Genomic DNA, 10,232 nt, shown 5'->3' on the forward strand with positions numbered 1-10,232 from the left:
AGGGCCGCTCAGCGGGTCACAGCGCCCGGGACCCGTCCGCGGGCTCGGGCCCCCAGGACGACGTGCCGTGAATGGTGTCGGCCGACCGGACGGGGCACCCCATGAGGTCCACCGCCGCCAGCACGGCGCGGCGGGCCGCCGCGCTGTCGGCGGGCGGGAACGCGACCCGGAGCTGATGACCGTAGGCCGACTCGTACGTCACGAGCCAGTCGGTGCCGTCGACGGCGAAGTGGTCCTGCCGCTGACCGTTGTGCTCGTACCCGCCGCGGTCCGCCGTCGGCGCGAGCGTGTCGCGCAGGATCCGCAGGCGCTCCGCGTATGGACGGGGCCCTTCGCCCAGGCGGACGTACACGTGGTCGAGCTCGACCGCAGGGTCGAACCAGGGGGTCAGCTCCGGGTCGTGGTGCAGGAGTTCGGTGGGGATGCTGCGTCTCGTCAGTCCGTCGAGGAACGCGCCGGCCCCGCAGTCGAACCGCTCGTAGTCGTCGTCCCGTGACCAGATCACCACGGGCCAGGACTCGGGAGACCCGACCGTGAGCCAGCACACGCGTGCCGCGCTCTCCGTCACCGCCCAGGCGAGCAGCCCGCCGGGCTCCGGGAAGAGCGGATAGGGGTACGACTCGGGGGAGAAGTCGCGCAGCGGACCGTAGTCGTCCAGAAGGTCCGCCACGAGCGGGACCGGATTGTCGTCACCGAACGGGGTGCACAGGCACAGCGCACCCCAGAAGTCTCCGCGTCCGTACGTCTCGACCAGTTGCTTGTAGTCCTCCGGAAGCCGGGTACCCAGCGCTTCTTCGGCCGCTGCCCAGTCTCCCCGGCCGTCGACCGCCACGGCGGGCGACTTCACCCTTGCGGCTGTCCGGGCGAGAGGGCCGTGAGGGCCATGAGGGCCGGTCACGCGCCGCGCCTTCAGGCGGCGGAGGCGACGAACGCGGCCCAGGCGGCCGGGGGCACGGTCAGGACCGGGCCGTCGGTGACCTTGGAGTCGCGGATGTGCACGGCGGCGCGGTGCGCGGAGACCTCGACACAGTTGCCGCCCTGGTCGCTGCTGTAGCTGGACTTGTGCCAGTCGTAGGCGACTTCGAGACAGTCGCCGCCCTGGTCGCTGCTGTAGCTGGACTTGAACCACGAGAGATCCGTGCCGTGTGCCGCGCGAGTCATGACTCTCCAAGCAGGTCGTCCAGTAGGCGGGCGCTGCTCTCGACGGAAAGCGCCTGCGAACGCAGCATCCCATATTTCTGCTGGAGGACACTGACGTCATCCGGATCGTCGTGGAGCACGCTGGTGAGCTGGGCTTCCACGTAGGCCAGATGGTCGTGGTCGGGGGTCTCCAGAAGCACCATCGGACCCGCGAGGCCGGCGTGCTTGGGGAGCCGCATCGGCATGATCTGCAGTCCCAGGAAGGGGAGTTCCATGCACCGTCGCAGGTGCTGGACCTGTTCCCGCCGCATGGTGGAGTCCCCGATCTCGCTGCGCAGAATGCCTTCCTCCAGGATGAAGTGGAGCATCGGCCGGGGTCTGCGTTCGAGGAGCTTCTGCCGGTCGATCCGGGCGGCCACCCACTCCTCCCGCTGTTCCTCTTCGAGGGGCGGGAAGAGGCACGAGAACACGAAGCGTGCGTACGCCTCGGTCTGGAGTTGCCCCGGAACCACCTGGTTCTCGTACGACAACAGCGTCACCGCCTCCTGCTCGTACTCCACGAAGTCCTGCACGAATGCCGGGAACCGCTCCTTCTGCGGCACCTTCGCCACGGCGACCCCCAACACCCCCTTGGTGTCCAGCAGTTCGTCCAGCTGGGTCGCGAAATCGGCCTGGAGCGGCCGCCGGCCCTGTTCGATCGAGGCGATCGTGTCCTCGCCCACGCAGAACCGGTCGGCCAGTGACGTCTGTGTGTGACCGGCCGCGCGGCGGAACGCGGCGAGCTGCGCGCCGATCACATGCCAGGACGTGACCCGCTTGGTCTTCTTCTGCACCGATTGCATGACGTGCCTCTCCCCGTACGCGAGCCCCGCCGGACCCGTCAGCCCTCGTACAAACGCGGTGTACGACCTGACGCGGTGACTCACCGTAGTGACCTTCTGTGAGAGTCGCCCCGTGAATGAATCAACTCAACTCGTCGCCTTCCGCGAGGCGTTCTACCGACGTGAGCGCAGGTCCGTCCCTCTCGCGCGTCAGTTCGTCCGGGCGGCGCTGGTCGACTGGGCGTGCGAGGTGGACCTCGACGGTGTGCTGCTCTGCGTGAGCGAACTCGCCACCAACGCGCTGATCCACGGTGTGCCACCCGGGAGGGGCTTCCGCCTCCAGGTCGGCTGGGGGAGCGTGCTCCGGATCGAGGTGCGCGACAGTGGCGGCGGCGAGGTCGGGGGACCCGCGTGCGCCGCGCCCGACGCGGAGGGCGGGCGCGGGCTGGTGCTCGTCGGGGCGCTGGCCGGAGCGTGGGGGGTGGGGGAGCGGGACCCAGGGAAGACCGTCTGGTGCGAGTTTGCGGTTTCGGCAAGTAAGTTTGTCGAACCGGTTCCAGGCGCGCACCATCTTCCGTAACAGGAGGTGTTCCGCATGAGCGACATGAACCAGCGGTACGACGTAGTGGTGATCGGCGGTGGGGCCGCCGGGCTGAGCGGGGCGCTCGCCCTTTCGAGGGCGCGGCGTTCCGTGCTCGTGATCGACGCGGGGAGCCCGCGCAACGCACCCGCGTCCCACGCACACAACTACCTGGGCCGGGAGGGAATCCCGCCCCTGGAACTGCTGGCCATCGGCCGGGCGGAGGCGGCGGATTACGGCGCCGAGATCGTCCGGGGCACCGTCGTCTCGGCGGAGAGGCTTCCCGACGGCTTCCGGGTCGTGCAGGAGGACGGGAGTGCCGTCCACGCCCGCCGGCTGCTCGTGACGACCGGGATCGTCGATGAGCTGCCGGCCGTGGAGGGCCTCGCCGAACGCTGGGGCGACGAGGTGCTGCACTGCCCCTACTGCCACGGCTGGGAGGTGCGGGATCGGGCCGTCGGCATCCTGGCGGGCAGCCCCATGGCCCCGCACCAGGCGCTGCTCTGGCGGCAGTGGTCGGACGACGTGACGCTGTTCCGGCACGACCAGCCCGACTTCAGCGACGAGGAGTACGAGCAGCTGGCCGCCCGGGGCATCTCGGTCGTGGACGGCGAGGTGGTCGCGCTGGAGGTGGCCGACGACCGGCTCACCGGTGTGCGGCTGGCCGGGGGCACGGTGATCCCGCGCGAGGCACTCGTCGTCCAGCCGCGCTTCACCGCGCGGTCGGCGGTCCTGGAGAGCCTCGGGCTGGTGCCCACCGAGATGGTGATGGGCGAGCACGCCATAGGCACGTACATCGCGGCCGATCCCGGCGGAGCCACCGACGTGCCCGGCGTGTGGGTGGCCGGTAACGTCGCCAACCTCATGGAGCAGGTCGTCGGAGCGGCGGCAGCCGGGCTGAAGGCGGCCTCGATGATCAACATGGACCTCGTCACCGACGACACCCGGCGCGCGGTCGACGCCCGCCGCTCACCCTTCTCGGCCGAGGCCGAGCGCCAGGTCACCGAGCGCGTACTCGGAGACCGTCGTCACGGACTTCTGGAGACCCGATGACCACCGACAGCACCCGCACCGACGCCGAGATGTGGGACGACCGCTACCGCGAGAGCGACCGGATCTGGAGCGGGAACCCCAACGTCGCCCTCGTCCGGGAAGTGGAAGGACTCACGCCGGGCCGCGTCCTCGACCTGGGATGCGGCGAGGGCGCGGACGCCGTCTGGCTCGCCCGGACGGGCTGGAAGGTCACCGCCACCGACATCTCGCGCGTCGCTCTGGAGCGGGCGGCGGTCCACGCGGCCGACGCCGGTGTCGCCGACCGGATCGACTGGCAGTGGCACGACCTCGGGGCGTCGTTCCCCGAGGGGGAGTACGACCTGGTGTCCGCCCAGTTCCTGCATTCGATGGGCGACCTGCCCCGCGAGGAGATCCTGCGCCGGGCCGCTGCGGCCGTCGCGCCCGGCGGCGTACTCCTGATCGTCGGACACGCGGGCTTCCCCTCGTGGGAGCACGACCACCCGGACATGGAGCTGCCGACCACGGACGAGGTGCTCGCCTCCCTCGAGCTCCCGGAGGGGGAGTGGGACGTACTGCTCAGCGAGGAGCACGAACGGATCCAGAACGACCCCGACGGCAACCCCACCACCCGCACCGACAACGCGCTGAAGGTCCGCCGCAGGCGGTGATCGGAGAGGGCGTCCGCCGTTGACGGAGACGTACTTCCGAGAAGTGCGTCTCGGTCACCACGGCGGCCGGGAATGCCGTACCGGCGGACCGGTGACGGTCGTACGGGGGGACCGGCCCGGACGGGACGGTTCGCGCCGGGCGCAGCCGAGCGCCCGCCGTCCTCCCCCGAAGGGGAGAGCCGGCGGGCGCGCTCGGTCAGCGGGCGTCAGGCCTGCGGGGCGGCCTTGATCGCGGAGATGTCGAAGGTGAGCTTGACCTTGTCGCTGACCATCACACCGCCGGTCTCCAGGGCGGCGTTCCAGGTCAGGCCCCAGTCGGAGCGCAGGATGTCGGCGCTGCCCTCGAAGCCGACCCGCTCGTTGCCGTAGACGTCGGTGGCGGAGCCGTGGAACTCCAGGTCGATGGAGAGCGGACGGGTGACGTCCTTGATCGTGAGGTCGCCGGTGACGCGGTAGGTGTCGCCGCCGAGCTGCTCGGCCTGCGTGGAGCGGAAGGTCATCAGGGGGAACTTCTCGGCGTCGAAGAAGTCGCCGCTGACCAGGTGGCCGTCGCGGTCGGCGATGCCGGTGTCCACGCTGGCGATCCGGACGTCGATGGAGGCGGAGGAGCGTGACGGGTCCGAGCCGTCCAGCTGCAAGGTGCCCTCGTGCTCACCGAAGGAACCGCGCACGTTGGTGACCATGGCGTGGCGCACCTGGAAACCGATGCTGCTGTGCGCCGGGTCGATCGTGTAGCTGCCGGTGAGTGCGGCCAGCGCCGGGTCCACGGCGAGGGTGGCGGTGGTGGACGGGGCGGTGTTCTTGCGGTTGAACAGAGCCATGGCTCCTCCTCGGGGGACGTGTGCAGACGAGTGGCCGTCGAAGTTCTTGTTTAACCTTCAACGAGATTGACTGTAGACCCATTTTGTTCAAAGTTCAACATCAAGGGTCCAGGCCCTTCCGGAAGTCGCGGGAGGTTCCGTACGGATCCCGGTCGCCCCCTGGCGGACGCGCGTAGAGCTGGGGCACCATCTCCCTGCCCATCAATTGTCATGAGCAGGAGGACTCCCCCATGCTGACCCGTCCCCGACTCCGCTCGGCCCTCACCGCCCTCGCCCTCGTTCTCGGCGCGCTCTTCGCCCCGGGCGTCGGCGTCCTCGGCGGCGGCGTCACCGAGGCCCACGCCGTCACCAAGCTGACCCACTCCCAGGCGACCTCCCGCTTCAGCTCGTCCGGGATCACCTGGTCGTCCTCGGGCGGCTGTTCCAACCGGAACGTCCCCACCTGTACCTCGTTCGACCAGCTCAATCTGACCAGCGCCCAGGGTGCCCAGACGCTGAGGAGCGCCACGGGCTGCGCGCTCAACATCACCGGCGGCACCGAGACGGGGCACGCCGGTGGCACCTACTCGCACTGGAACGGTTACAAGCTCGACTTCGGCAAGAGCACCTGCCTGACGAACTACGTGAAGGGCACGTTCACGTACATCGGGGTGCGGGGCGACGGCGCTCCCCAGTACAGGTCGGGCTCCGGCAACGTCTACGCGGACGAGGGCAACCACTGGGACGTGACGTACTACAACTGCGGCGGCTGCTGACCCGGCACGCGCGGCCCTCACGCACGCAGGTCCCCGCACACGGAGGTGCCCCCGTCCACCGGAACGCAAGTGTCGGACGGGGGCACCTCCGTGAGCCTGCCGGCTCGGACCTGCGGCTCCGGCGCCGGCCCGAGCGGGGCGAACGTGTCGCCGCCGTGGCCCGCGACGCCCAGGAAGGAGAAGGGGTGAGGGGAGAGGCGGTGCGGGGAGAGGTGGCGGGCGGCCCCCGCCCGGGGCCGCCCGCCTCGCGTCAGGAACCCACGCTCACCGTGAAGCGGCGGGGGTTGCCGTCGTGGGCAGCCCCCGACACGTCCGGCTCACCGTCCGGGCGTACGTCGTCGTAGGGGAACGCGTAGCCGATGGGTGAATTCGCGTGGACGACGCGCGACCAGTGGTTCGTCACGGCTCCCTTGTAGTAGTCCGCCACCGTGGTGCCGTTGGGCTGCTGCGGGTGGCTGAGCATGATCGAGCGGTTGAAGCCCGCCGCGATCCTGGCCAGCAGCGCCTTCTTGTCGTCGGAGTCACCGGGATTGTTCGTGAAGGGGCCGTGGTTGCAGGTGAAGATGTCCTTCGACGTCGGCTTGACGAACGTGTGGCCGCCCTCGAAGGTCAGCGTGTCCCCGCTGACGCGGCCCGCCAGGGTGCCCCGGCCGCCCTGCAGGTCGATCCGCAGGTCGGTGGAGCGGTACTTCTCCCAGACCTCGTCGATCTGCGCGGTGAACAGGTCCCTGAACGGCATCTCGTTCGGCCGGTCGAAGAACGGCGCCATCAGATTCTGCGGGGAGACGACCCGCAGGACCTGCCCGTCCGGGCCGCGGGTGACCAGCTTGTCCCAGGGCTGCCCGTCCGAGGCCGCCTGGGCGATGAGGTCGTCGGCGATGCGCTGGACCGCGCCGTCGGGGAGCGGGGCCACCGTGTGCGTGGAGTCGCCCTCCAGGGTGAGTCCGATCGGCAGCGCAGTCACCAGGTCGACGTAGCTGATGTTCGCGTACAGCTGCTGCGGGTTGAAGGTGAACTCGCAGAAGGACCAGGTCCTGCCGTAGTTCGGGTCGGTGGGGGTCGCGAAGGCGGGCTCCACCAGGGACGGCCCCGGGTTGAGGTAGAAGTCCAGCTTGTCGTCGCGGACGAAGTAGACCCGCGCCCCGTACATCTGCGGCAGCGTCAGGACGACGGGCCCGGCGCCCGCGGCCTTCAGCGGGATGGCGCAGTCCACCGGCAGCGGGGTCTGCGGGGCGCCGGGGGAGTCGGGGCGGTAGACGCTGCCGTCGGGGCGCAGGAGCACCCAGCGGTCCGTGCCCTGCTCGTGGCCTGTGACGTAGGCGTGCACGGTGCCGGGCAGCGAGCGGTTCTCCAGGGCCAGTTCACACGTCGCGGGTGCCGCCGACGTACGCGGGCTCAGGGCGCTGCCCCAGAGCGGATAGGTGAGGGCGGTCGCGGAGGCGGCGGCGCCCGTCAGGAACATTCTGCGCGAAATCACGAAGGAACTCCCGAAGTGTGGGGGGCGCAGACGGGGGACAGGGGGTGGTGCGGGGAGGTGGAGCGTGGGGGGCCGTCTGCGGTGCGCACCACTCTCGCTACGCCCCCGGGGAGCGTCAAGAGTTATGACTGAGAGCGCTCTCAAGAAGTCGCCGTTCTTCACAACTCGACGCTCCTGGAGGGGTTTTGGCCACGCCGGGTGGGTCATCGCATGCACGGAGTGACAGGAACTGAACGCGACGGCCGGAGAGCCCATGAGGCCGGAGGGAGCCCGGTCGGCCCTTCGGCTCGCAGGGCGGGTACCGTCCCTCTCCCATGGGGTCCGGTCCCGGGCCAGAGGCGTCGCCCCGCGCGCCACCACGGGCGAGGGGGCGCCGTCCGGTGCGGGTCTTCACGGGCGAGGGATGCCGTCCGGTGGAGGTCTCGGCGGGGGCCGGCGGGTGCCGACCCCCCTGCCATTGCGGTGTGTCCAGTCGCCCGGCCCGGTGCATCCGCGGCGTGGCGGCGCGGGCCGTATGTGGTCAGGGCCACATCCCCGGCTTTGTCGGAGATCTACAACGCCGGAGCCCTGTGAGCTGGCAGATGGGTTGCATGGTGCCCGGCTTCTGTCAGGTGCCACCAGGAAACGGGGCAGGAGACTGTCCGGAGTCGACGGCAGGGTTTCCGCGGTCGGGTTCGTAGGGTCGACGTATGACCGTTGTGGACGAAATCCCGGGCGAGCCGAGCGACACCCGTGGCCGGGTGGCCGAACTGCTGGCACTGCGCGAGCAGGCCCGGCGTGGACCGAGCGACCGGGCGACCGAGGCGCAGCACGCCAAGGGCAAGCTGACGGCGCGGGAGCGCATCGAGCTGCTGCTGGACGAGGGGTCGTTCAAGGAGGTCGAGCAGCTGCGCCGGCACCGGGCGACCGGCTTCGGCCTGGAGGCCAAGAAGCCGTACACCGACGGTGTCATCACCGGCTGGGGCACGGTGGACGGCCGGACGGTCTTCGTCTACGCGCACGACTTCCGGATCTTCGGCGGGGCGCTGGGCGAGGCTCACGCCACGAAGATCCACAAGATCATGGACATGGCCATCTCGGCCGGTGCCCCGCTGGTCTCGCTGAACGACGGCGCGGGCGCCCGCATCCAGGAGGGCGTCAGCGCGCTCGCCGGTTACGGCGGGATCTTCCAGCGCAACACCCGCGCCTCCGGTGTCATCCCGCAGATCAGCGTGATGCTGGGCCCGTGCGCGGGCGGCGCGGCCTACAGCCCCGCCCTCACCGACTTCGTCTTCATGGTCCGCGAGACCTCGCAGATGTTCATCACCGGACCGGACGTCGTCAAGGCGGTCACCGGCGAGGAGATCACGCAGAACGGACTCGGCGGCGCCGACGTGCACGCCGAGACCTCGGGCGTCGCGCACTTCGCGTACGACGACGAGGAGACCTGCATCGCCGAGGTCCGCTACCTGATCGGGATGCTCCCGTCCAACAACCGGGAGAACCCGCCCGTCGTGCCGAGCGACGACCCCGCGGACCGGCGGGGTGAGGTCCTCCTGGACCTGGTCCCGGCCGACGGCAACCGTCCGTACGACATGCACAAGGTCATCGAGGAGCTCGTCGACGACGGCGACTTCCTGGAGGTCCACGAGCGCTGGGCGCGGAACATCGTGTGCGCCCTGGCCCGGCTCGACGGGCAGGTCGTCGGCATCGTGGCCAACCAGCCGCAGGCGCTGGCCGGAGTCCTGGACATCGAGGCGTCCGAGAAGGCCGCGCGGTTCGTCCAGATGTGCGATGCGTTCAACATCCCCATCATCACTCTGCTGGACGTACCCGGCTTCCTGCCCGGCGTCGACCAGGAGCACGGTGGGATCATCCGGCACGGAGCAAAGCTGCTGTACGCGTACTGCAACGCCACCGTGCCGAGGATCTCGCTGATCCTGCGCAAGGCCTACGGCGGTGCCTACATCGTCATGGACAGCCAGTCCATCGGTGCCGACCTGACCTACGCGTGGCCCACCAACGAGATCGCGGTCATGGGCGCCGAAGGCGCCGCCAACGTCATCTTCCGCCGTCAGATCGCCGACGCCGAGGACCCCGAAGCCATGCGGGCCCGCATGGTCAAGGAGTACAAGGCCGAGCTGATGCACCCCTACTACGCGGCCGAGCGCGGCCTGGTCGACGACGTCATCGACCCCGCCGAGACGCGCGAGGTACTGATCGCCTCGCTCGCGATGCTCCGCAACAAGCACGCCGACCTGCCGTCCCGCAAGCACGGCAACCCCCCGCAGTAGTCGCGGCCCCGGCGGCGGCCCCGGCCTCCGCCCACGCTTTCGTGACCACTCGCCCAGAAGACGGAGACACCATGAGCGCAACCCCCGCCGATTCGGTCCTGCGCGTGGAGAAGGGCCAGGCCGGCCCCGAGGAGCTCGCCGCCATCACCGCGGTCCTGCTCGCCCGCGCGGCCGCCCAGCCCGACGCGCCCGCCCACCGGGGCCGCAGCACCGCCGGATGGCGCCGCCTGGAGCGCACCCCCGGCTTCCGCGCCCCGCACAGCTGGCAGGGCTGAGAAGAACGGCCTCAGCGGCCGCTGCAGGGCCCACCGGGCCCCGCGCGGCCGCTGAGCTGTTCCCGGCCGTCCCAGGGCCCCACGTGGCCCCGTACGCACGAGGGCCCCGTACTCCTTCGCTTCGCGGAGTGCGGGGCCCTCGTCGTGCGGTGCCGGGGTCAGCGCAGCCGGGCCATGAGGGCGTGCTCGACCAGGGTGATCAGCGCACTCTTGGCGTCCGCGCGGTGCCGGGCGTCCGTCGTGAGGATCGGGGTGTCGGGGCCGATCTGGAGGGCCTCGCGTACCTCGTCGGGGGTGTAGGGCTGGTGTCCGTCGAAGCCGTTGAGGGCGATGACGAACGGCAGGCCGCTGTTCTCGAAGTAGTCGACCGCGGGGAAGCAGTCGGCGAGGCGGCGGGTGTCGACGAGG

At 70.4% G+C, this 10,232-nt stretch carries 11 protein-coding genes and 1 pseudogene; 6 read left to right on the forward strand and 6 right to left on the reverse strand.

Going from position 1 to position 10,232, the window contains the following annotated elements; genetic code table 11:
- Window positions 1-16 precede the first annotated feature (16 nt).
- From OO67_RS09140 to OO67_RS09150, 3 genes are all read right to left on the reverse strand, one after another.
- Window positions 17-847, reverse strand: coding sequence for an SMI1/KNR4 family protein (locus tag OO67_RS09140; RefSeq protein ID WP_244300074.1), 831 nt, complete (start codon window positions 845-847; stop codon window positions 17-19).
- Between the two features lie 62 nt (window positions 848-909).
- Window positions 910-1,161 carry a DUF397 domain-containing protein gene (locus OO67_RS09145; protein WP_033298610.1) on the reverse strand — a complete coding sequence of 84 codons (252 nt, stop codon included), beginning with the start codon at window positions 1,159-1,161 and terminating at the stop codon, window positions 910-912.
- Window positions 1,158-1,982: a helix-turn-helix domain-containing protein gene (locus tag OO67_RS09150; RefSeq protein WP_033298611.1), complete on the reverse strand. Its 825-nt coding sequence runs from the start codon at window positions 1,980-1,982 to the stop codon at window positions 1,158-1,160. The genes OO67_RS09145 and OO67_RS09150 overlap by 4 nt, the downstream gene beginning before the upstream one ends.
- Window positions 1,983-2,094: 112 nt before the next feature.
- Here OO67_RS09150 and OO67_RS09155 point away from each other — a divergent pair, with 112 nt between their 5' ends.
- The 3 genes from OO67_RS09155 to OO67_RS39610 are packed head-to-tail and all read left to right on the forward strand — an operon-like array spanning window position 2,095 to window position 4,223.
- Window positions 2,095-2,541 (forward strand): ATP-binding protein, encoded by a 447-nt coding sequence (locus tag OO67_RS09155; RefSeq protein WP_033298612.1) that lies wholly within the window; start codon window positions 2,095-2,097, stop codon window positions 2,539-2,541.
- Between the two features lie 15 nt (window positions 2,542-2,556).
- Entirely contained in the window at window positions 2,557-3,594 is a 1,038-nt protein-coding gene (locus OO67_RS39605) for an NAD(P)/FAD-dependent oxidoreductase (protein ID WP_033298613.1), read from the forward strand.
- On the forward strand, window positions 3,591-4,223 hold the full coding sequence (locus tag OO67_RS39610) for an SAM-dependent methyltransferase (protein ID WP_033298615.1): 633 nt from the start codon (window positions 3,591-3,593) through the stop codon (window positions 4,221-4,223). The genes OO67_RS39605 and OO67_RS39610 overlap by 4 nt, the downstream gene beginning before the upstream one ends.
- Before the next feature lie 206 nt (window positions 4,224-4,429).
- Here OO67_RS39610 and OO67_RS09170 read toward each other — a convergent pair whose 3' ends face one another.
- A complete protein-coding gene (locus OO67_RS09170) occupies window positions 4,430-5,044 on the reverse strand; it encodes a YceI family protein (RefSeq protein WP_033298617.1) in 615 nt (204 codons plus the stop codon).
- Between the two features lie 230 nt (window positions 5,045-5,274).
- Between OO67_RS09170 and OO67_RS09175 the strand changes: the two genes are divergently transcribed.
- The gene (locus OO67_RS09175; RefSeq protein ID WP_033298618.1) at window positions 5,275-5,799 is read left to right on the forward strand and encodes a hypothetical protein; all 525 of its coding nucleotides are present in this window, start codon (window positions 5,275-5,277) and stop codon (window positions 5,797-5,799) included.
- A gap of 250 nt (window positions 5,800-6,049) precedes the next feature.
- Here the strand turns inward: OO67_RS09175 and OO67_RS09180 are convergent, their stop codons facing one another.
- Window positions 6,050-7,261 (reverse strand): glycoside hydrolase family 64 protein, encoded by a 1,212-nt coding sequence (locus OO67_RS09180; protein ID WP_208860992.1) that lies wholly within the window; start codon window positions 7,259-7,261, stop codon window positions 6,050-6,052.
- A 704-nt stretch (window positions 7,262-7,965) separates the two neighbouring features.
- On the opposite strand from OO67_RS09180, the gene OO67_RS09185 reads away from it, so the two are divergent.
- On the forward strand, window positions 7,966-9,549 hold the full coding sequence (locus tag OO67_RS09185) for an acyl-CoA carboxylase subunit beta (RefSeq protein WP_033298620.1): 1,584 nt from the start codon (window positions 7,966-7,968) through the stop codon (window positions 9,547-9,549).
- 71 nt (window positions 9,550-9,620) lie between these two features.
- On the forward strand, window positions 9,621-9,824 hold the full coding sequence (locus tag OO67_RS09190; protein WP_033298621.1) for an acyl-CoA carboxylase subunit epsilon: 204 nt from the start codon (window positions 9,621-9,623) through the stop codon (window positions 9,822-9,824).
- Between the two features lie 158 nt (window positions 9,825-9,982).
- Here the strand turns inward: OO67_RS09190 and OO67_RS09195 are convergent.
- Window positions 9,983-10,232 (reverse strand): annotated as a pseudogene (locus tag OO67_RS09195) (ATP-binding protein); the annotation flags it as partial.

Source organism: Streptomyces atroolivaceus (genome assembly GCF_000717025.1).
GTDB lineage: Bacteria > Actinomycetota > Actinomycetes > Streptomycetales > Streptomycetaceae > Streptomyces > Streptomyces atroolivaceus.

What these genes read in the sequence shown, in the direction of transcription:
- OO67_RS09145 (WP_033298610.1), bottom strand. Translation starts at nt 1,161, where the DNA reads ATGACTCGCGCGGCACACGGCACGGATCTCTCGTGGTTCAAGTCCAGC.
- OO67_RS09150 (WP_033298611.1), bottom strand. Translation starts at nt 1,982, where the DNA reads ATGCAATCGGTGCAGAAGAAGACCAAGCGGGTCACGTCCTGGCATGTG.
- OO67_RS39605 (WP_033298613.1), top strand. Translation starts at nt 2,557, where the DNA reads ATGAGCGACATGAACCAGCGGTACGACGTAGTGGTGATCGGCGGTGGG.
- OO67_RS39610 (WP_033298615.1), top strand. Translation starts at nt 3,591, where the DNA reads ATGACCACCGACAGCACCCGCACCGACGCCGAGATGTGGGACGACCGC.
- OO67_RS09170 (WP_033298617.1), bottom strand. Translation starts at nt 5,044, where the DNA reads ATGGCTCTGTTCAACCGCAAGAACACCGCCCCGTCCACCACCGCCACC.
- OO67_RS09175 (WP_033298618.1), top strand. Translation starts at nt 5,275, where the DNA reads ATGCTGACCCGTCCCCGACTCCGCTCGGCCCTCACCGCCCTCGCCCTC.
- OO67_RS09180 (WP_208860992.1), bottom strand. Translation starts at nt 7,261, where the DNA reads ATGTTCCTGACGGGCGCCGCCGCCTCCGCGACCGCCCTCACCTATCCG.
- OO67_RS09185 (WP_033298620.1), top strand. Translation starts at nt 7,966, where the DNA reads ATGACCGTTGTGGACGAAATCCCGGGCGAGCCGAGCGACACCCGTGGC.
- OO67_RS09190 (WP_033298621.1), top strand. Translation starts at nt 9,621, where the DNA reads ATGAGCGCAACCCCCGCCGATTCGGTCCTGCGCGTGGAGAAGGGCCAG.